We start from the raw sequence: 20,988 nt of genomic DNA on the forward strand, positions 1-20,988 counted from the left end.
GTATTATAAGAAATTTCAACTTATGTATCAAAATGATAACATAAAATCACATTGAAAAACTCGGAAATTATTACAATTAAGAGAAAATTTAAAATATTAAACCGAATCCTGTACAATTATTAACATCCTTTTGCAATTTTTTATCAAAAAGATGTTACCATAGAATAATATTATACGTTAAGGGAGACGGTTACAATGAAACAACCACTCGCACACCGAATGCGCCCAACAAATATTAAAGAAATTATTGGGCAAGAGCATTTAGTTGGTGAAGGGAAAATTTTATGGCGAATGGTTCAAGCAAACCATTTCCAATCGATGATTTTGTACGGCCCACCCGGAACTGGAAAGACATCAATTGCTAGTGCAATCGCTGGTAGTACGGGGACGCCTTTTCGCCTATTAAATGCTGTTACTCACAATAAAAAAGATATGGAAGTTGTCGTACAAGAAGCAAAGATGCACCGCCACCTTGTGTTAATTTTAGATGAAGTTCATCGCTTAGATAAAGCAAAACAGGATTTTCTTTTACCACATTTAGAAAGTGGACTTCTGACCTTAATTGGCGCAACAACAAGCAATCCTTTCCACGCAATTAACTCTGCCATTCGTAGCAGGTGCCAAATTTTCGAATTGCATGCACTAACAGAAGATAGTATTTTAATTGGTTTAAAACGTGCCCTTACAGATAAAGAAAAAGGCTTAGGTGAATATGATGTAACTGTTACAGATGAAGCACTGCGCCACTTTGCAAATGCTTCAGGAGGAGATATGCGCTCTACTTATAACGCACTTGAACTTGCAGTTTTATCTAGCTTTACAACAGATGATCAAAAAGTAGAAATCACATTAGACATTGCAGAAGAATGTTTGCAGAAAAAAAGTTTCGTTCACGATAAAGGTGGAGATGCTCATTATGACGTCCTATCTGCCTTCCAGAAATCTGTACGAGGTAGTGACGTGAATGCTGCACTTCATTATTTAGCACGCCTTATTGAAGCTGGTGACTTACAAAGTATTGGGAGACGTCTTCTTATCATGGCATATGAAGATATTGGACTTGCTAGCCCGCAAGCCGGTCCACGTACACTCGCTGCAATTGAATCAGCAGAACGCGTCGGGTTTCCAGAAGCTCGTATTCCGCTTGCAAATGCCGTAATTGAGCTTTGTCTCTCTCCAAAATCAAACTCAGCGTACAAAGCACTTGATGCTGCACTTCACGACTTACGAAGCGGACAAACAGGTGATGTGCCGAGTCATTTGAAAGATAGTCACTATAAAGGTGCTGAATCACTAGGTAGAGGCATTGGGTACTTATATCCACACGATTATCCGAATGGATGGGTTGAGCAACAATACTTACCAGATAAAATAATGAATAAACGATATTATAAACCGAAAATGACTGGAAAATTCGAACAAGCACTTTCAGGCGTGTATGAAAGATTGCAAAGTTCGCATAAAAGCAAACCAAAAGGGTAATCTAAGCGAAAACGACATGATTACTGGAGGTTTCGCTTATGAAAACGCGCCAAGATGCATGGACAAGAGAAGACGATCTCCTTTTAGCAGAAACCGTTTTACGACATATTCGCAGCGGAAGTACGCAACTAAAAGCGTTTGACGAAGTTGGAGATAAATTAAACCGCACTTCCGCAGCTTGCGGATTTAGATGGAATGCTGAAGTTAGACAAAATTATGAGGATGCTGTACAGCTTGCTAAGAAGCAAAGAAAAGAGTTAAAACGTTCTGAAGCAAATGTGGAAAAAGAGCAACTATTAAAGCTAAAACCAAAACAAAAAATCATAATTGATGCTGAATTTTCCGAAGAACTTGTTTCTAATCAACATTCCCTTACAATGCAAGATGTAATCTCATTCTTGCAAAACTTAGGACACAATAATCCTCACTTAGAAAAGATACAAATTGAAAATGAAGACTTGCATACAAAGCTTGCCTCCTTACAAAAAACAAACGATGAACTAGAGGTCAAACTAGCAACTTTAACGAAAAAACAACAAGCAATCGAAGAAGATTATGCAATGCTTGTTAGGATTATGGACCGTGCGCGAAAACTCGTGCTAGTAGATGAACAAGAAGATCAAATTGCTCCTATTTTTAAAACAGATCAGAATGGGAATTTAGATATTATATATTCAGCTGAAAATTGAAATACTCCCCACCTTATATTACATGGTGGGGAGTATTTCTTGTGCATTCAAAACAAAATAAGGAAAAATATAACTTTCATGTTATTATAAACCTAACGAAACACGCTATTGAAAGGAGGGGTTATCTATTTCATTAACAATTTTCAAAATTACACTCGGGATTCTTGTTTTGATTTTAGGCTTTTTTACTATTAAAGGCTTTAAAAAAACTTCCTCATACAAATCGGACAAATATGATAATTATTTATTATCTTTAGTCGCCTTTGAATCTATTGTATTACCGATGTCGGTATTTCTTTTTTGAAACTTAAAAAATCCTACTTTTTAAAGCGGGATCTCTTTTTCATTTCAAAATGGATTAATATACATGAAAGATAGCTCTTTCACTTCTAAGTTATGCCTATCAGCCGTCTCTTTCGCAACTTCCATCGCTTCGTCTTTCGTTTTCAAATGTTCCGCAATTACTTGGCATGCTTGGCAATAGGCTTTTTCATTTCCAGCCAATTTATGAGTAATTCCATTTTTACAGCTAAATTTTACAAGCCATCCTTTTGAATTTTCCCATACTCCTACAAATGCTACCGCTGGATGTAATTGTCCCATACTTTCTCCCCCTAGCTAAATGTAAGTATTTACAATTATATTATACATATAAAATACAAATATATAGATAAATAAATATTGAAAAAACGACATAAAACCATTCTTTTTAGATGGTAGAGAGGATCCGCCGGTGGATAGAAGCGGTCAGTCCCTTTTTTAGTCCCATGTCATGTGAAAACAGAAGGAGAAAATGAGTGGAAGTCTCTTTTTATTTTTCATAGCCGTAATTTATATGTTGAAAAATCAAATTGGATTTATATAGAAACAAAAGAAAGTGTATCCCTCTAATAAGGGATACACCTTTTTATCTGTTATTCTTGTCCTACACGCTTTACTTCTACATTCTTTATGCGCTCACGCACAACGTGACTCGCCATAATTAAACCTGCCACAGATGGTACGAATGCGTTTGAAGAAGGTGGTAATTTCGCTTTACGAATTTTTGCGTTTTCGTCTGGAACGATTTCTTTACGAACCTCTTCGCGAATTACGATTGGATTTTCGTCAGAAAATACAACTTTCACACCTTTTTTAATCCCCTCTTTACGAAGCTTCGTACGAATCACTTTCGCAATTGGATCTGTATGTGTTTTAGAAATATCCGCAATACGGAAACGAGTTGGATCCATTTTGTTTGCTGCACCCATACTTGAGATAATTTTAATTTTACGTCGCAAGCATTGTTTAATTAAATGAATTTTGAACGTAATTGTATCAGATGCATCCACCACGAAATCTAAACCATGTTTAAAGAACTCTTCATACGTTTCATCTGTATAAAACATTTCTAATCCTATTACTTCACAGTCTGGGTTAATATCAGCGATACGCTCTTTCATTAATTCTACTTTTGAACGGCCTACAGTAGAAAGTAGTGCGTGAATTTGACGGTTCACATTTGTAATATCCACAACATCTTTATCAACTAATACAAGGCGTCCTACACCAGAACGTGCTAACGCTTCTGCTGCAAATGAGCCTACGCCGCCAATTCCTAAAATACCAACTGTACTATTTTTTAATATTTCAAGCCCTTCTTTTCCGAAGGCTAATTCATTACGTGAAAATTGATGTAACATGCGTCCCTACACTCCTATTACAAAAATGGTCTACCATGATGTATTCTAGCGGTTTTCCGACTATTTGTATAGAAAAAGTTATACAACTACTAAAAAACACCTCTCCAACAAGGAGAATACAGGAAAAATACACAGAATCCCTAATAAAAAACTAGATGAGGTTAGTATACCCCATCTAGTTTCCGTTCTTACTTCTCTTCTTTTACGTTTAACTGTAAGTATAGTTCTTCAAGCTGCGCTCCTGCAACCGGGCTTGGCGCATCTGTTAGTAAACAGCTTGCACTTGCTGTTTTCGGGAATGCAATTGTATCACGAAGGTTTGTACGACCTGCAAGTAACATAACAAGACGGTCTAAACCTAATGCAATTCCGCCGTGTGGTGGTGTACCATATTCGAATGCTTCTAATAAGAATCCGAATTGATCTTGTGCTTCTTCTTGCGTGAAACCAAGTGCTTTGAACATTTTCTCTTGTACATCACGCTCATAAATACGAAGTGATCCACCGCCAAGCTCATAACCATTTAATACAAGATCATATGCTTGTGCACGTGCTTTTTCTGGCGCTGTTTCTAATAGCTCAACATCTTCGCGGAATGGCATTGTGAATGGATGATGTGCTGCGAAGTAACGATCAGCATCTTCATCATACTCAAGAAGTGGCCAATCTGTTACCCATAGGAAATTAAATTTACTTTCGTCAATTAACTCAAGTTCTTTACCTAGGCGTAAACGAAGTGCACCTAAGCTATCTGCAACAACGCTCTTCTTATCAGCAACGAATAGTAATAAGTCACCAGCAGCCGCTTCTAATGTGCTCATTAGTACGTTTGCATCTTCTTCACCGAAGAATTTCGCAATCGGTCCTTTTAAGCCATCCTCTTCAACTTTTAGCCAAGCTAAACCTTTTGCTCCGTATACTTTTACAAATTCAGTTAATGCATCGATATCTTTACGAGAATATTTGCTCGCTGCACCTTTTGCATTAATTGCTTTTACTTGTCCACCACTTTCTACAGCGCTTGTGAACACTTTAAAACCGCAACCTGTTGCGAATCCAGATAGGTCAGTAAGCTCCATCGCAAAGCGCGTATCTGGCTTATCAGAACCGTAGCGAGCCATTGCATCAGTGTATGTCATGCGAGGGAATGGCGCGTTAACCTCTACACCTTTTGCATCTTTCATGACTTTTGTCATCATACGCTCCATCATCTCTAAAATTTCTTCTTGTGTTAAGAATGAAGCCTCGATGTCAATTTGTGTGAATTCTGGTTGACGATCCGCACGTAAATCTTCATCACGGAAACAACGTGCTACTTGGTAATAACGCTCAAATCCACCAACCATAAGAAGCTGTTTAAATAGCTGCGGAGATTGAGGTAATGCATAAAATTCACCTTCATGTACGCGGCTTGGTACTAAGTAGTCACGCGCTCCTTCTGGTGTACTCTTTGTTAAAATCGGTGTTTCAACTTCTAAGAACTCTTCTGAATCTAAGAAATTACGAATTGTTTTTGTTACGTCGTGACGCATTTTGAATGTGTTATACATAACAGGACGACGTAAATCTAAATAACGATATTTTAAACGAACATCTTCTGATGCATCTGTATCATCTGCAACAATAATTGGCGTTGTTTTTGCTGCATTTAGTACATTTACTTTTGTAGCTTGTACTTCAATGCGTCCTGTTGCCATGTTGTCATTAATTGCACCAGCGCCGCGCTCAACAACTGTTCCTTCTATGTGAAGCACGTATTCGCTACGAATTGTTTCTGCTACCTCTAGTGCTTCTTTAGATGTTTCTGGGTTAAATACAACTTGTACGATACCTGTACGGTCACGTAGGTCGATGAAAATTAATCCACCTAAGTCACGGCGCTTTTGTACCCAACCTTTTAATTGAACTGTTTGCCCAACTGCTTCTACTGTTACTTTTCCACATGCATGTGTTCTTTCAGCCACTATGAGTTCCCCCTATATTAATTTTTCTGCTACATATGAAGCAAATACGTCTAATGCAACTTCTTCTTGTTCACCAGTTACCATATTTTTCAAGTTGATGATACCTTTATCTAACTCATCTTCTCCTAATACAGCTACATATTTTGCATTTAGACGATCTGCTGATTTAAATTGTGCTTTCATTTTGCGATCTAAATAATCTTTTTCAACTGATAATCCAGCTTTACGAAGATCAAACGCAACTTTTGCAGCATGATCTTTCGCTTTGTCTCCAAGTGCTACAATATAGCAATCAATGTTATTTTCAATTGGCAACTCAATATTTTCAGATTTTAGTGCCATAATTAAACGTTCGATACTCATTGCAAAACCGATACCTGGCATTTCTGGACCACCGATTTCTTGTACAAGACCGTTATAGCGACCACCACCACTTAATGTCGTGATTGCACCGAAACCGTCTGCTTCACTCATAATTTCAAATACAGTGTGCTGATAGTAATCTAAACCACGTACTAGATTTGGATCTTTTTCAAATGGAACACCCATCATTGTTAATAACTCTTGTACTTTTTCATAGTACGCTGTTGATTCTTCGTTTAAGTATTCTGTAATAGATGGCGCCGCGTCCATTAATTCATGGTTACGGTCCTTCTTACAGTCTAAAATACGAAGAGGGTTCTTCTCTAAACGAGATTGGCAATCAGAACAGAATTCTCCAATGCGCGGCTCAAAGTGAGCGATTAACGCCTCACGATGTGCTTGACGGCTCGCTGCATCACCTAAACTATTTAGGACAACTTTAATATTTTTTAAGCCCATGCCTCGGTAAAACTCTACAGCAAGTGCGATTACTTCTGCATCGATTGCAGGATCATTACTACCAATTGCTTCGATACCGAATTGTACGAATTGACGATAGCGACCTGCTTGTGGTCTTTCATAACGGAACATTTGACCGATGTAATATAATTTCGTTGGCTGCGTTGCATCACCGTACATTTTGTTTTCAACGTAAGAACGTACAACAGGTGCTGTTCCTTCTGGACGAAGTGTTAAGCTGCGCTCTCCACGATCTTGGAATGAGTACATTTCTTTTTGCACGATATCTGTTGTATCACCAACACCACGTAAAAATAATTCTGTGTGCTCAAAAATTGGTGTACGAATTTCTTTATAGTTATAACGACGGCAAATTTCGCGTGCTTGTCCTTCGATATACTGCCATAACTCTACACTACCTGGAAGAATATCTTGCGTTCCGCGTGGGATTTGAATAGACATATTCAGTTCCTCCTCAAATTGTTTTAATCTTATTAAAAATAAAAAAACTCCCGCCTCTACTGATTACACAGTAGGGACGAGAGTATAATACCCGTGGTGCCACCCTAATTGAAGCACATTATGCTTCCACTTTTTTAATAACGCTTAAATTTGCGTCCATCTCTACTAAGCACACAAGCTGTTCAAGTTGAAACCTACAGAGTGTCATTCAATCAGTCATCGTGTAGAAATGTTTTCAGCCTAGGACATTTCTTCTCTTTTCACGTGTCTCTCATCTACTCTTCTCTATCATCGGTTCTCTTCATATGTAAATATAAAATTACTATACGTTTCTTCCTAACAGTTGTCAAGTCTCTTAGGAGCGTTCAATCTGTCTCTTCAATCGCTTAACATCTTGCAGGGAAATACCAAATTCAGAAGCGAGCTCCATAGAAGTATTGTTTTGTTCTTTGTCGATAAATTCATGGAAATTCACATTAAATAATTGATTTGCACCATTCGTAACAGAGTGTCCTTTTTCGTTCATGCGCATACGTGTATCCCTCACATTCAATATGGGTGTTTTTACTTCTATTGTTCCATATTGATAAGCCAGTTATACACGAAGTTAAAAAAGAGAATATTACTGCCCTATAATAGGAGCAGACATTTCTATATTTTTTCAATCATTTCTATTAACATCATCATACCTACTTTTTACAAAAAATCCCTTTCACGAAAAATAAAAAAGAGAGGAGAAATCCTCTCTTCACCATTATTTACTTTCCAAAATTAAGGTCACCGGACCATCATTAATTAAAGAAACATCCATCATTGCTCCGAATTTACCTGTTTCTACGTGAAGTCCTTGTTTACGAAGTTCTTCATTAAAGAAATCATACAAGCGCTCTGCGTAGTCTGGTTTCGCAGCATCCATAAAGTTTGGGCGTCTTCCTTTACGGCAATCTCCGTACAATGTAAATTGTGAAATAGATAGAACTTGTCCTTCTTTATCAAGTACCGAATGGTTCATCTTCCCGTTCTCATCTTCAAAAATACGTAAATTCGCAACCTTCTCAGCAATATACGTTGCATCCTTCTCTGTATCTTCATGTGTAATGCCAACTAACAATGTTAAACCGAACGGGATTTGTCCCACAATCTCACCATCTACTGTAACAGATGCTTCTTTGGATCGTTGCAAGACAACTCTCATATTTTACACACTCCCTATTAATGCATCATGCGGCGTACTGCATAAATTTCTGGAACTCTCTTAATACGCTCTACTACCTTTTTCAAATGATGTAAATTACGAATAGAAATAGACATATTAATCGTCGCCATTTTGTTACGATCGCTTCTACCTGATACAGCTGAAATGTACGTTTTCGTCTCCGTAACAGCTTGCAGAACTTCATTCAATAAACCGCGGCGATCATATCCAGAGATTTCAATATCAACATTGTATTCAATTTCTTTCTCTGGGCTACCTTCCCATTCTACTTCTAGTAAACGTTCTTGTGCTTCTTCCGTATGCACATTGACGCAATCACGACGGTGAATCGATACACCGCGTCCTTTCGTAATATATCCAACGATATCGTCTCCCGGAACTGGGTTACAGCATTTCGATAAGCGGATTAATAAATTATCAGCCCCACTTACTTTTACACCAGAATCCCACTTCCGAATTTTCATCGGCTTACGAACTTCTTTTACTTCAACAATTTCTTGTTCTTCTTCCCGTTTGCGGAACTTATCCGTTAAGCGCGTTACAATTTGAGCCGCCGTAATGCCGTTATATCCAACTGCTGCAAACATATCCTCTTCATTCGCAAAGTTGTATTTCTCAGCCACTCGTTTTAAATTGTCAGGTGCTAAGATTTCTTTCATTTCATACTCTAAACTACGCACTTCTTTTTCAACAAGCTCGCGACCTTTTTCAATATTCTCGTCTCGGCGCTGCTTTTTGAAAAATTGACGAATTTTATTTTTCGCATGAGAAGTTTGAGCAAGTTTTACCCAGTCTTGACTTGGTCCATACGAATGCTTAGATGTTAGGATTTCAATGATATCACCTGTTTTTAACTTATAATCAAGTGTCACCATTTTACCATTTACTTTTGCACCAATTGTTTTATTCCCGATTTCTGAATGGACACGATAAGCAAAATCAATTGGAACAGAACCTAGCGGTAATTCCATGACATCGCCTTTTGGTGTAAAGACGAATACCATATCAGAAAACAAATCAATTTTTAATGACTCCATAAACTCTTCCGCATTAGAAGCTTCATTTTGCCATTCTAATATTTGACGGAACCATGTTAGTTTCTTCTCAAGGGTACCTGTTGCTTCTGCAGCTTTCCCCTCTTTATACGCCCAGTGCGCGGCAATCCCGTACTCTGCAATTTCATGCATTTCTTTCGTACGAATTTGCACTTCAAGTGGGTCACCTTTTGGACCAATCACGGTTGTGTGCAGGGACTGGTATAAATTCGCTTTCGGCATAGCAATATAATCTTTAAAACGACCTGGCATCGGTTTCCAGCATGTATGGATAATACCAAGCACCGCATAGCAATCTTTAATACTATTTACAACAACGCGCACAGCTAACAAATCATAAATTTCATTAAATTGTTTATTCTGAAGTGCCATTTTACGATAGATACTATAAATATGTTTTGGGCGTCCTGAAATATCTGGTTGAATCGCTACTTCTTTCAGTTTGTCACGAATACCCGTCATGACTTCATCCAAATATTCTTCACGCTCTGCACGTTTCCGCTTCATTAAGTTAACAATGCGATAGTATTGCTGCGGATTTAAATAGCGAAGCGCTGTATCCTCTAGCTCCCATTTAATAGTATTAATTCCGAGTCTATGAGCTAAAGGTGCAAAAATTTCTAACGTTTCATTTGCAATACGACGCTGCTTTTCTTGCGGCAAATGCTTCAGTGTACGCATGTTATGAAGACGGTCAGCTAATTTGATTAAAATAACACGAATATCTTGGGCCATTGCAATAAACATTTTACGATGGTTTTCTGCTTGCTGTTGTTCATGCGATTTGTATTTAATTTTCCCAAGCTTTGTCACTCCATCAACAAGCATTGCAATTTCTTTATTAAATTCCCGTTCAATATCCTCTAATGTAACTTCGGTATCTTCTACTACATCATGCAAAAAACCTGCTGACACTGTAGATGGATCCATGTGTAAATCAACTAAAATACCTGCAACTTGAATCGGATGAATAATATATGGTTCGCCCGATTTTCTATACTGTTCACTATGTGAGTCACGTGCATATTCATAGGCACGTGCCACTAGTTCAATATCATCGTCTGCTAAATATTGCCGTGCTTTCTCGAGTACCTGTTCAGCTGTTAGTACTTGCTCATTTGCCATCGAATCACCTTTTATTGAAAATTGACTTTTCCCTTATCATTAGAATAAATTTTATTCTATCATTATAACCTAATGATTGTGAATTGTGAAAAGGAAAAGATTTTACAGATATTTCACCATACTTTTTTGTACAATTATACAAAAGTACCCGCTCCTCTCCAAGAGATTCACGGGTACTTTTTTCTATCGCCGTAGTTTTACCTATATAATAATTAGTATTTTTCTAACACTAATACATCATAACCGTCTAACATTTTGCGGCCATCTAAGTAAGTAAGTTCTACTAAGAATGCAATCCCTGCCACAACTCCGCCAAGTTCTTCAACTAGCTTAATTGTCGCTTCGATTGTTCCACCTGTAGCTAATAAATCATCTGTAATTAATACGCGTTGACCTGGTTTAATCGCATCTTTATGGATTGTTAAAACATCTTTTCCATACTCTTTACCATAGTCAACTGTAATTACTTCACGAGGTAATTTTCCTAATTTACGAACTGGTGCAAACCCTACTTCTAGCGCGTAAGAAACTGGGCAACCGATAATAAAGCCACGTGCTTCTGGTCCTACTACAAGATCGATGTCTCTTTTTTTCGCATAAGCAACGATTTCATCTGTTGCTGCTTTGTATGCTTTCCCATCGTTCATTAAAGGTGTGATGTCTTTAAACACGATACCTTCTTTCGGATAATCCGGTACAATTGCGATATGTTGCTTGAAATCCATATTTCTGAATCCTCCTCAGATATAAAAGGTCTGTAAATACAAGGCCTTTACCCTAACTGTTCTACTTCTTTATGATTACGAATCGCTTCAAACCATGTATATAGTTGTTGATATGTGCTATAAACCAACTCTTTTTCTAATTGAAGGTGGTTCATTTTCTCACGATATGTGTTCGATTCAATTAAATCACGCTTTTTCATTTCTTCTGCCATAAAAATGACACCGTCTTTTATTGTAACAAATTCTAACTCAAAAAACACCTGTGTCATGAAATTTACTGTATCTTTTGACCAACCTTTATGACGGCATAGTTGTTCCCCATGTTGTCTTAAAGAAAATGGTGCTTTTTGATGTAAAAAGGAATAGTACCATTTAAAATGTTCTCTTGTTGGAACCGTACTAAATAAATGATTATTCTCTTGATAAAACAGCGTATAAATTCGCGCTGGGAAGCCCACCTTAAATAAACCACGTAATTCGTCTGTTGCCTTTGGTAAATCTAGCAAAATAATGTAACAATCATCTAGCTCAGTTACCTCTGAAGCATGCATAAGTTGATCTTTATATTCCTCTAAAGAAAATTTATTTAATACCTCTTCAGAAAAATACACCATTGTTACTTTTTCTTTCGGAAGCTCTGCTAAATTCGATTCCACATTACGCATGCTACGCCAATCAAATAATTGCCATGCCTCTACTGCAATATCTTGAATCATTAGTTGCGGTTTCTTGAAATTGTTCCACTCATTAATTGATGCTTCACCTACAACTGAAACATTGGCAACCGGAGAAATTTCCTTCGCGTAGCTGCCAAAACCAAATCCAATTGTATCTAGCGTTGCTTGTCCGTCTCGAAGTGCCATCTTCAAATGAGAACCATCTGATCCAATTGCACGAATACTTTCCAACTCCCCATCCTTAATTGCGATACGCGGCTTCGGATTTCCAACACCAAATGGCGCTAGTTTTTGCATTTCTTCAATTGCTGAAAGTGTTACATCTTCCACCTTACAAATCGCATCCACCGTTGTAATCGGAATAAAATCTTCCGGCGTTAAAACCGCTTCTGCCTGCTCATTTAAACGGCGGCGCAGTTCCTCCACATCATTCATATGAAGCGTCATTCCCGCTGCCATTGGATGACCACCAAAGTGTGGTAACAATTCTCTACAATCTGATAAGTTAGCAAACAAATCAAATCCTGCAATACTACGAGCAGATCCTTTTGCTGTTTGCTTCTCCGGATCAATACATAACACAATTGTTGGTCGATAAAAACGCTCTACTAGTTTAGAAGCAACAATTCCTATTACACCTGGATTCCATCCTTCTTTCGCAAGTACTAACACTTTATTGTCCTCTGGTGGATAGTTGGTTTCTACCTCTGCAATTGCCTCTTCTGTAATTTGCTTTACAATATCTTTTCGAAGCTTGTTCAGTTCATCAATTTCTTCAGCAAGTTCTTTTGCTTCTTCTGGATCCTCCGATAAAAGAAGGTGAACTGCAGGAGCCGCATCTTCTAAACGACCAATTGCATTAATACGCGGTGCAATTGAGAAACCAATGCTTTCTTCCGTAATCTCGCTTTGTGAAACATTTGCTACTTTAAATAATGCTTTTAAACCAATATTTTTCGTCATTCGCATTTGTTTCAGTCCGCGCTGTACGAGCAATCTATTTTCACCATGAAGTGACACTAAATCAGCTACCGTACCAATCACTGCAATTTCTAACAAATGCTCCGGTACACGGCCAAGTAATGCATGCGCTACTTTAAAAGCAACACCAACGCCCGCTAAATAATGAAACGGATAGACGCCGCCTTCTAGCTTTGGATGAATAATCGCAAGCGCTTCTGGTAGTTCTGGTGGTGGCTCATGATGATCTGTAATAATGAGATCTATGCCAAGCTCTTTTGCTATCTTAGCTTCATGAACCGCTGCGATACCTGTATCAACAGTAATAATAAGAGAAAATCCTGCACGGTGTGCCCAGCGAAATGCCTCTTCATTTGGTCCGTACCCTTCCGTAAATCGGTTGGGAATATAGAACTCAACATCTGCACCTAGTTCTTGAAGTGCAAGATATAACACTGTCGTACTACTTACACCATCGGCATCATAGTCACCAAAAATTAAAATTTGCTCTCCATTTTGAATGGCTTGTTTTACACGTTCTACTGTACGGTCCATTCCTTCAAGTAAAAATGGATCATGAAATTCTTGCCCTGCTGTATTTAAAAAATCCACGATCTTATCTTCTGTATCTAAACCTCTACCGAGGAATAACGAAGTAACAAGCGGTGATAATTGTAATTTGCTTGCCAACTCACTTACCTGCTCCTCATTAAATGACTTTTCTTTCCAACGCGTCTTCGGTTGTAACACGAAATCACCCCTTAACCTGTCCATTATACAAGACAGATTAAGGGGTGACAATATGATGCAAACTATGAATTAACATCTCCATAATCAGATGAACATCTACTTCCTCATAGAAGCAAAATAAATTTAATTCGGTGAATATGGATTAATATGCACAAAAACATTTTGTACATTATCTTGTTTCATCAATACTTCTTTTACATGTTTTCCGATGCGATGTCCCTCTTCTACTGTGATATATGGATCAACAGACACTTTAATATCAACAATAACGTAATGACCATGTTCTCTCGCATATAGGGAGCCGATTTTTTTCACACCTTCTACTCCAAGGACTGCTTCTCTTAACGGAATAACATCTTCCTCATGAAGGACATGATCAAGCGTTGTATGGATCGCTTCTTCCCCAATACTCCATGCCATCTTTACAACAAGTAGAGAGACAAATAATCCCGCAACAGGATCGGCATATACAAGCCAATCTACACCTAATTTATCCCCTATAATAGCTGCACAAATCCCGATTAAAGCTGCAATTGAAGAAAACACATCTGAACGGTGCTCATATGCATTTGCGATAATTGCATCACTGTTTACCCGTTTTCCTAATCGATACTTATATCGGAACATCCCTTCTTTCACGACGATAGAAAGAATCACCGCAAAAATTGTAATTCCTTTTGGTGGTTCAAGATCTTGCGAGAATGCCTTTATAGAAGAAATAGCAATTTCAATTCCAACAATAAACAATAAAACCGCAACGATAATAGCTGAAATCGATTCCGCTTTTCCGTGTCCATAGGGATGATCTTCATCTGGTGGTTGCTTCGCCGCCCGCAGTCCGAAAAATACAGCTAACGAGCCGACTACATCTGATGCTGAATGAACCGCGTCTGCTAAAAGCGCCTTACTATTCCCAATATAACCGATTACCGCTTTCACAATCGCTAAGACAATATTTCCAACGATTCCAACAATAGCGCCAAACTCCGCCTGTTTAAAACGTTCATCTTTTTCCATAAATGAAATCCCTTCTTTTCTCAAACTACCTTTTTATTGTAACAAAAATAACGAAAGAAGTGTCACTCTCCTTCAGTTCCCCACAATTCGATCTACTAGCCTTTAGCAAAAATCGCTAAAGGAAGTGTCACTTTAGTGTATCCGCAAACGAAAAAAGAGATGCCTCTAAAGAGGCATCATCTTGTCGTCTTAATTTTTACACTTGTGGTTCAGATACTTCATTTTCTACTTTCTTCGTACCTTTTCCTTTTTTCAATCGGCGATTTTCAAGCATTAGCCAGATTTGAGAAGCAACGAAGATAGAAGAGTACGTACCTACAACTAGCCCAACCGTTAATGCAAGTGAGAAGTTTCGCAGTGATTCACTACCGAAAATAAGCAGTGCAATAACAGGGAACAGTACAGTTAGAACTGTATTAATGGAACGACCAATTGTTTGACGAATACTTGAGTTTACGATTTCTTCTAAATCTTTCAAGTCGCGAATTCGTTTTTTCTGTTTGTATAGCTCACGGTTTCGGTCAAACGTAACAATCGAGTCATTGATGGAATAACCAATGATTGTTAATACCGCAGCAATAAACGTTAAATCTACTTCCAATTGGAAGATACTGAACACAACAATCATAACAAACGCATCGTGTAGTAATGCGATTACAGCAGATACCGCATATGTGAAGCGGAAACGAATACTTACATATAAAACGATAACCAATGAGGCAATCATAACCCCGATAAATGCATTTCGTGCAATCTCTTTCCCGATAGTTGGAGAAACTGTACTTACATTTGGATCTGTCCCGTATTTATCGTGGAAGAATGTTTTTGCCTTTGCAATTTCATCTTTCGATAAAACACCAATTGTACGAACAGCAAATCCTTTATTGTCATCCCCTGTTGGTACAATATCTTCTTCTTTTACATCAATCTTCAGTTCATGTAAATCTTTTTGCACTTGTGAAACACTCATTGCTTGCTTTGATTGCAAGTCCATACGTGTACCACTTGCAAAGTCAATTCCAAGGTTCATTTTGAAAATTGGTAGTATAATTGCTCCAGCAATAACAACTACAATTGAGAATAAAAAGAACTTATGACCGATATTTACGAAGTTAATACGATCAAATCTCGTTGGCGCATGTTCTACACCTTTTGACAACGGAAGAATTTCTTTCTGTTTCACACCAAAGTAAGATAATTTCTTATCGAAGTAACGGCTTTTCACAAGTAATCCAAGTAAGAAACGAGTACCGAATACGTTCGTAATGAAACCAACTAAAATACTTACAATTAAACTCGTTGCGAACCCTTTTACAGAGCTATTACCATAAACGAATAGCACACCAGCTGCTGCTATTGTTGTAATGTTTGCATCTAAAATCGTCGCTAACGAGCGGTGATTACCAGAGCGAAATGCTGACATCATTGATTTACCAATTCGTAATTCTTCCTTCAGTCGCTCGTATGTAATGATATTTGCGTCAACCGCAATACCAACCCCAAGCACTAACGCCGCAATACCCGGTAACGTAAGGACTGCATGCATCCAGTTAAAGACAAGCAATGTTACGAAAATATATAAACCTAACATGATAACCGCTACAAGTCCTGGTAAACGGTAGAATACAAGCATGAATAAAAAGATTATAGCAATCCCGATTATACTAGCAAAAATCGTTTGCTCTAATGCTTGTTGACCAAATTTCGCTCCAACAGATGTTGAATACATTTCTTTTAAATCAACAGGAAGTGCACCGGCGTTTAATAAGTCTGAAAGCTGTTTCGCACTTTCAACTGTGAAGTTTCCACCTGTGATAGATACCTCTGCTTGGTTAAACACTTGATTTACTGTTGCTGCTGATAAAAATTTTGGATTTGGTTTTGCAGCTTCTGCTTTATACGAATCTTTACCTTCTTCAAAATCAAGCCAGATTACCATTAAGTTATCAGGCTTCATACTTAATACTTTTTCTGTTACAGAACGGAACTTATCAGCACTTTTTAATGTAAGTCCAACGCTTGGTCGACCTTGATCATCAAACGTTTGCTTCGCTCCTCCGCCTTTTAAATCTGCTCCATCCATGAGAAGGTTATCATTCACATCACGAAATGTTAGTTTCGCTTGAGTAGATAAGATTTCACGTGCTTTTTGCTGATCTTGTACGCCAGCAAGCTGTACACGAATGCGATCTTCCCCTTCAATTTGAATGTTCGGCTCACTAACACCGAGAACATTGACACGATTTTCAAGAGCACCTACTGTACTCACAAGTGCATCTCGATCAATTTTATCTCCCTTTTTCGCTGGCTTTACTTCATACAAGATTTCAAAGCCACCACGAAGGTCTAGTCCAAGACTAATTCCTTTTGTTATGTTTTTTCCTGTCGCACCAATAATTCCACCGATTAGTAATACGATGAGAAAGAATGCGACGATTCTAGTACTACGCTTTGCCATATGTACCTTCTTTCTGCTACTAAAACCATAAACAAATCCTATCATTCATTTACGCTAGACAATTTCCTGTAACAATCATTTCTGTTTATTCACAGGTATTCCTCCACACTTATGTGTTTGTCTAGTTAGTAGGCTTCCTTTCTGTGAATTTTAAACTTTTTTACTATCATGCTACTAGCGATATAGGTAAAACCTCCATTTTACGTCTTAGACACTGGACCGCAACCTATATCTTACTACAAATTAGTATGACTTCTGCTTTCTACCTCCTTTACTTAAAATCTCTGACATACATTCCTCTTTATCAATACCTATCATTATACTGCAAAAGGAAGAACAAACCAATTACAGCCGGTTATTTATTTTCATATTCTTCAAATGACCCAAGTGGTTCTTGATACGCTTCTACCGTTAAATATGTCATGTACTCATTTGTCGTTAATGTTAGCACATCATTCACAAGTTCATGCAATCTAACGTCATGGTCTACTTTTTTCCACTTTTTACTTTTTAAACATTTCCAAATCTCCTGAGTCGTCACTCGGTCATAGCCGATCATTTGAAATTCTTCTACTTTGCTTTCTAAAACGACTTGCAACTGTCCGCGGTACGCTTCTACCAAATCTTCTTTTTTAGTCATACGTCACATCTCCTTTTTATTTCAGCACGAAAAGTCGTTTTTCATCCCGCTCTAATGGACAGCAATAACTCCCTTTAAGAGTTCCAGTGCTCTTTCCTTTCCTATGAAAGTTTCACTTGATACGCGCCTCCTCTTAAATGCTTGTCATTCTTGTCTCATACGTGCATATAAATTATTGTAAATCATTCCATTGATTTTGAGAAGGTAGGAGAATACCATGACGAGACAAAGCTTTTTACGAGGTGCATTTATTTTAATGCTAGCTGGTTTTATTACAAAAATTCTCGGGTTCATAAACCGAATTGTAATGGCACGTATTTTAGGAGAAGAAGGCGTCGGTCTTTATATGATGGCTGTCCCCACCTTTATTTTAGCAATTACATTAACACAAATCGGACTTCCTGTTGCCATTGCAAAATTCGTCGCAGAGGCAGAAGCAGTAAATGACAAACAAAAAGTAAAGAGAATATTAACAGTATCATTAGCTGTTACATCCGTTATTAGTATTATCTTAACAATCGCAATCATGCTTCTAACCCCTATTTTAGCTGAAACATTATTAACGGATAAAAGAACGTACTATCCATTAATGGCCATTTTACCTGTCGTTCCTGTTATTGCGGTTTCATCTGTTTTGCGCGGCTATTTTCAAGGAAAACAAAATATGAAACCAAGCGCATATGCACAAGTTTTAGAACAGGTTGTCCGTATTACGATTATTGCTGTGTGTATCCGTCTATTTTTGCCTTATGGTGTTGAATACGCCGCTGCAGGCGCAATGCTATCAGCTGTTCTTGGAGAAGTTGCTTCTTTATTATTCTTACTCACTTTATTCCATCGTGAAAAACATCTTTCCATCCGAACCGGTTTTCTAAGTACTGTTAAAGAAAGTAAACACACTTTTCATTCACTTATGGAAATTGCACTTCCAACTACAGGGAGTCGCTTAATTGGATCAATCTCTTATTTTTTCGAACCAATCGTCGTTATGCAAAGCTTAGCGATAGCTGGTGTTGCTGCTTCAGTTGCTACACAGCAATACGGCATATTAAATGGCTATGCGTTTCCTCTTTTATCACTACCGGCCTTTATTACATACGCTCTTTCTACAGCACTGGTACCATCTATTAGTGAAGCAATGGCAAAAAGGCAACATCAATTAGTAGAACATCGCTTGCAACAAGCGCTTCGGATTTCTTTAATTACTGGCGGCTGGTCAGTCGTTATTCTTTATGTATTTGCCTCACCGGTTTTAACTCTCATGTACGGTTCAGATAGTGCAACTGCATTCATTCAACTACTCGCACCTTGCTTTTTATTTCACTATTTTCAAAGCCCTCTTACATCTGTTTTGCAAGCCTTAAACTTAGCACGTGCCGCGATGATGAACACATTTATCGGAGCCATTGTAAAACTGTTCGTTATTTTCGCATTAGCTTCACGTCCGGAATTTCAAATGATGGGGGTTGCACTTGCAATCGCCGCTAATATTGTGACTGTAACATTCCTTCACTACGCCACAGTCTTAAAAAAAATTACGTTTACAATTTATATAAGGGATTATATTTTCGGTGGAATTGCGATTGCCGTTGCAGGAGCTTTTGGATTCTATCTTCATAAGTATATCGTTTTTTCACATTCACTTGGCATGCAAACATTATGGGAAATCACCTTAACTACTATCCTTTATACACTGCTTCTTCTCATTTTCAAACTCATTCGCAAAGACGAATTACGGCGTCTCCCGATCATCAGAAAACTATCATTTTTGAAATAACTATACAAATAAGAAGCTTGCTTTTTTAACAGTAAGCTTCTTACTTATCTTTTAAATCTACAAAAAACTCCCCATTTTGAAAGCTACAATACGAAATTTCCGTTATATCGTTATATCCTATCTTTTTCAGTTTTCTCACAAGCCATTCTTCCGACTGCTCAATCATATGCAAATGTGATTGTTGCATCTCCCCATCAATAATCAGCGGAAATGAAAAAATCGGCTTCTCATTCTTATTCTTTTGCTTTTCAAATACAGATAGTTTTCCCGAAGCTTCTAAAATAGCATATTCAACATCGCGAATATCACCAATCCCTTCTTCTCTTAACTGCATTAATAAATCGTCCATGTTATAACGTTGCTTTCGCATTTGTTTCTCATCAATTTTCCCTCTCCGAACAATAATGGCTGGTTCACCATCGATTAAATGACGTATCCTTCCACTTTTAAGAGATGCATATGCTAATACAATCTGGATCACTACAATTACTATCATCGGAACAATTTGATCCCACATAGGACGATCGGCTTCAATAATTCCTAACACAGCCAGTTCTCCTAGCATAATGAAGACGACTAAGTCTAAGATACTTAGTTCTCCGATTTCGCGCTTTCCCATAACACGAAAAATAATTAACATAATAAAATACAGTACCACTGTTCGTAAAGCAATTCCCCATAGTTCCATCTTTAGTCTCCTTTCTACACATTTCTTCTAAGGTGTAGTTTAACCAGCAGAAAAGAAACTAGTCTAACTTACAAGAAATGAAAATATGTTTGTATTAAAAAGGAGGAATGTCCCATGGATGGAACAAAAAAATTATCTACAGCAATTGGATTCGGTATTATCACTTTATTAATACTAGCCTCTGTTACAAGTATGGTGATTGCGCTTTTATTAAAATTCACAAACATTAATGAAGGAGCATTAGCAATCACTCTTTTCATATTTGCGATTCTCTCTACTCTCATCTCTGGTTTTGTCGCTGGTAAAAAGGCACAAGGAAGAGGATGGTTAGTCGGCTTCACAACCGGACTTACCTTTACAATTCTTGTTTTTCTCGTTAGCTACTTAGGTTTCTCATACGCTCTATCCAACTCACAACTTCTCTATCAGCTTGCGTTAATGGGGGCAAGTACAATTGGTGGTATATTCGGCGTTAACATGACGAAACGCTCCAATTAAAAAAGCCCCGCTATTAGCAGGGCTTTTGACTATTACTTCTTCACAACTTCACGAATCGCATTGCGATCGAATGTTAAGTGTGCACCACCAGATTTAACAACAATTGTCGTCTCATCCACTGATTCAATTGTACCGTGTAAGCCACCGATTGTTACGATAGCATCACCTTTTTGGATCTCACTTTGCATTTGAGCTACTGCCTTTTGACGTTTTTGCTGTGGGCGAATTAATAAGAAATAGAAAATCGCAAACATCGCAACAATCATGACAATATTCATCATACCTGGATTCATTTTTTGTT

The 20,988-nt window shown here is 37.8% G+C and carries 18 protein-coding genes and 1 other annotated feature; of the genes, 4 read left to right on the plus strand and 14 right to left on the minus strand.

Annotation, left to right across the window (positions count from 1 at the left end; translation table 11 throughout):
* The first annotated feature begins 195 nt into the window (after positions 1–195).
* Both AAIE21_RS04655 and AAIE21_RS04660 read left to right on the plus strand, forming a co-directional pair.
* Entirely contained in the window at positions 196–1,482 is a 1,287-nt protein-coding gene (locus AAIE21_RS04655; RefSeq protein WP_343265664.1) for a replication-associated recombination protein A, read from the plus strand.
* A gap of 38 nt (positions 1,483–1,520) precedes the next feature.
* Positions 1,521–2,171 carry an RsfA family transcriptional regulator gene (locus AAIE21_RS04660; protein ID WP_343265665.1) on the plus strand — a complete coding sequence of 217 codons (651 nt, stop codon included), beginning with the start codon at positions 1,521–1,523 and terminating at the stop codon, positions 2,169–2,171.
* Between the two features lie 348 nt (positions 2,172–2,519).
* Here AAIE21_RS04660 and AAIE21_RS04665 read toward each other — a convergent pair whose 3' ends face one another.
* The 12 genes from AAIE21_RS04665 to AAIE21_RS04720 all read right to left on the minus strand — a co-directional run bounded on the left by AAIE21_RS04665 (position 2,520) and on the right by AAIE21_RS04720 (position 17,724).
* A complete protein-coding gene (locus tag AAIE21_RS04665; protein WP_343265666.1) occupies positions 2,520–2,774 on the minus strand; it encodes a hypothetical protein in 255 nt (84 codons plus the stop codon).
* Positions 2,775–3,085: 311 nt separating this feature from the next.
* Positions 3,086–3,853 carry a tRNA threonylcarbamoyladenosine dehydratase gene (locus tag AAIE21_RS04670; protein ID WP_000903174.1) on the minus strand — a complete coding sequence of 256 codons (768 nt, stop codon included), beginning with the start codon at positions 3,851–3,853 and terminating at the stop codon, positions 3,086–3,088.
* A 188-nt stretch (positions 3,854–4,041) separates the two neighbouring features.
* Positions 4,042–5,817 (minus strand): aspartate--tRNA ligase, encoded by a 1,776-nt coding sequence (aspS, locus tag AAIE21_RS04675; protein WP_343265667.1) that lies wholly within the window; start codon positions 5,815–5,817, stop codon positions 4,042–4,044.
* A gap of 12 nt (positions 5,818–5,829) precedes the next feature.
* Positions 5,830–7,101, minus strand: coding sequence for a histidine--tRNA ligase (gene hisS, locus AAIE21_RS04680; protein WP_343265668.1), 1,272 nt, complete (start codon positions 7,099–7,101; stop codon positions 5,830–5,832).
* A 69-nt stretch (positions 7,102–7,170) separates the two neighbouring features.
* Positions 7,171–7,402 (minus strand) — a binding site (T-box leader).
* Positions 7,403–7,456: 54 nt separating this feature from the next.
* Positions 7,457–7,633: a hypothetical protein gene (locus AAIE21_RS04685; RefSeq protein ID WP_001242606.1), complete on the minus strand. Its 177-nt coding sequence runs from the start codon at positions 7,631–7,633 to the stop codon at positions 7,457–7,459.
* Positions 7,634–7,855: 222 nt separating this feature from the next.
* Entirely contained in the window at positions 7,856–8,296 is a 441-nt protein-coding gene (locus tag AAIE21_RS04690; protein WP_343265669.1) for a D-tyrosyl-tRNA(Tyr) deacylase, read from the minus strand.
* A gap of 17 nt (positions 8,297–8,313) precedes the next feature.
* Positions 8,314–10,497: a GTP diphosphokinase gene (gene relA / locus AAIE21_RS04695; RefSeq protein WP_343265670.1), complete on the minus strand. Its 2,184-nt coding sequence runs from the start codon at positions 10,495–10,497 to the stop codon at positions 8,314–8,316.
* A gap of 212 nt (positions 10,498–10,709) precedes the next feature.
* Positions 10,710–11,222 (minus strand): adenine phosphoribosyltransferase, encoded by a 513-nt coding sequence (locus tag AAIE21_RS04700; RefSeq protein WP_033672699.1) that lies wholly within the window; start codon positions 11,220–11,222, stop codon positions 10,710–10,712.
* A gap of 47 nt (positions 11,223–11,269) precedes the next feature.
* Entirely contained in the window at positions 11,270–13,609 is a 2,340-nt protein-coding gene (recJ, locus tag AAIE21_RS04705; protein WP_343265671.1) for a single-stranded-DNA-specific exonuclease RecJ, read from the minus strand.
* A 123-nt stretch (positions 13,610–13,732) separates the two neighbouring features.
* Positions 13,733–14,626, minus strand: coding sequence for a cation diffusion facilitator family transporter (locus AAIE21_RS04710; RefSeq protein WP_343265672.1), 894 nt, complete (start codon positions 14,624–14,626; stop codon positions 13,733–13,735).
* Positions 14,627–14,822: 196 nt separating this feature from the next.
* Positions 14,823–17,084, minus strand: coding sequence for a protein translocase subunit SecDF (secDF, locus tag AAIE21_RS04715; RefSeq protein ID WP_343265673.1), 2,262 nt, complete (start codon positions 17,082–17,084; stop codon positions 14,823–14,825).
* Positions 17,085–17,439: 355 nt separating this feature from the next.
* Entirely contained in the window at positions 17,440–17,724 is a 285-nt protein-coding gene (locus tag AAIE21_RS04720) for a post-transcriptional regulator (protein ID WP_343265674.1), read from the minus strand.
* Positions 17,725–17,941: 217 nt separating this feature from the next.
* On the opposite strand from AAIE21_RS04720, the gene spoVB reads away from it, so the two are divergent.
* Positions 17,942–19,501, plus strand: a complete 1,560-nt coding sequence (gene spoVB, locus AAIE21_RS04725; protein WP_343265675.1) for a stage V sporulation protein B — start codon at positions 17,942–17,944, stop codon at positions 19,499–19,501.
* Between the two features lie 40 nt (positions 19,502–19,541).
* Here the strand turns inward: spoVB and AAIE21_RS04730 are convergent, their stop codons facing one another.
* Positions 19,542–20,189: a DUF421 domain-containing protein gene (locus tag AAIE21_RS04730; RefSeq protein WP_343265676.1), complete on the minus strand. Its 648-nt coding sequence runs from the start codon at positions 20,187–20,189 to the stop codon at positions 19,542–19,544.
* Positions 20,190–20,303: 114 nt separating this feature from the next.
* Between AAIE21_RS04730 and AAIE21_RS04735 the strand changes: the two genes are divergently transcribed.
* A complete protein-coding gene (locus tag AAIE21_RS04735) occupies positions 20,304–20,687 on the plus strand; it encodes a TIGR04086 family membrane protein (RefSeq protein WP_343265677.1) in 384 nt (127 codons plus the stop codon).
* Between the two features lie 32 nt (positions 20,688–20,719).
* On the opposite strand, the gene yajC is transcribed toward AAIE21_RS04735, so the two are convergent.
* Positions 20,720–20,980, minus strand: coding sequence for a preprotein translocase subunit YajC (gene yajC, locus AAIE21_RS04740; RefSeq protein WP_018782985.1), 261 nt, complete (start codon positions 20,978–20,980; stop codon positions 20,720–20,722).
* Between the last annotated feature and the right edge of the window lie 8 nt (positions 20,981–20,988).

Source organism: Paenibacillus sp. 102, assembly GCF_039549175.1.
Lineage (GTDB): Bacteria > Bacillota > Bacilli > Bacillales > Bacillaceae_G > Bacillus_A.

What these genes read in the sequence shown, in the direction of transcription:
- AAIE21_RS04655 (WP_343265664.1), top strand. Translation starts at nt 196, where the DNA reads ATGAAACAACCACTCGCACACCGAATGCGCCCAACAAATATTAAAGAA.
- AAIE21_RS04660 (WP_343265665.1), top strand. Translation starts at nt 1,521, where the DNA reads ATGAAAACGCGCCAAGATGCATGGACAAGAGAAGACGATCTCCTTTTA.
- AAIE21_RS04665 (WP_343265666.1), bottom strand. Translation starts at nt 2,774, where the DNA reads ATGGGACAATTACATCCAGCGGTAGCATTTGTAGGAGTATGGGAAAAT.
- AAIE21_RS04670 (WP_000903174.1), bottom strand. Translation starts at nt 3,853, where the DNA reads ATGTTACATCAATTTTCACGTAATGAATTAGCCTTCGGAAAAGAAGGG.
- hisS (WP_343265668.1), bottom strand. Translation starts at nt 7,101, where the DNA reads ATGTCTATTCAAATCCCACGCGGAACGCAAGATATTCTTCCAGGTAGT.
- AAIE21_RS04685 (WP_001242606.1), bottom strand. Translation starts at nt 7,633, where the DNA reads ATGCGCATGAACGAAAAAGGACACTCTGTTACGAATGGTGCAAATCAA.
- AAIE21_RS04690 (WP_343265669.1), bottom strand. Translation starts at nt 8,296, where the DNA reads ATGAGAGTTGTCTTGCAACGATCCAAAGAAGCATCTGTTACAGTAGAT.
- relA (WP_343265670.1), bottom strand. Translation starts at nt 10,497, where the DNA reads ATGGCAAATGAGCAAGTACTAACAGCTGAACAGGTACTCGAGAAAGCA.
- AAIE21_RS04700 (WP_033672699.1), bottom strand. Translation starts at nt 11,222, where the DNA reads ATGGATTTCAAGCAACATATCGCAATTGTACCGGATTATCCGAAAGAA.
- AAIE21_RS04710 (WP_343265672.1), bottom strand. Translation starts at nt 14,626, where the DNA reads ATGGAAAAAGATGAACGTTTTAAACAGGCGGAGTTTGGCGCTATTGTT.
- secDF (WP_343265673.1), bottom strand. Translation starts at nt 17,084, where the DNA reads ATGGCAAAGCGTAGTACTAGAATCGTCGCATTCTTTCTCATCGTATTA.
- AAIE21_RS04720 (WP_343265674.1), bottom strand. Translation starts at nt 17,724, where the DNA reads ATGACTAAAAAAGAAGATTTGGTAGAAGCGTACCGCGGACAGTTGCAA.
- spoVB (WP_343265675.1), top strand. Translation starts at nt 17,942, where the DNA reads ATGACGAGACAAAGCTTTTTACGAGGTGCATTTATTTTAATGCTAGCT.
- AAIE21_RS04730 (WP_343265676.1), bottom strand. Translation starts at nt 20,189, where the DNA reads ATGGAACTATGGGGAATTGCTTTACGAACAGTGGTACTGTATTTTATT.
- AAIE21_RS04735 (WP_343265677.1), top strand. Translation starts at nt 20,304, where the DNA reads ATGGATGGAACAAAAAAATTATCTACAGCAATTGGATTCGGTATTATC.
- yajC (WP_018782985.1), bottom strand. Translation starts at nt 20,980, where the DNA reads ATGAATCCAGGTATGATGAATATTGTCATGATTGTTGCGATGTTTGCG.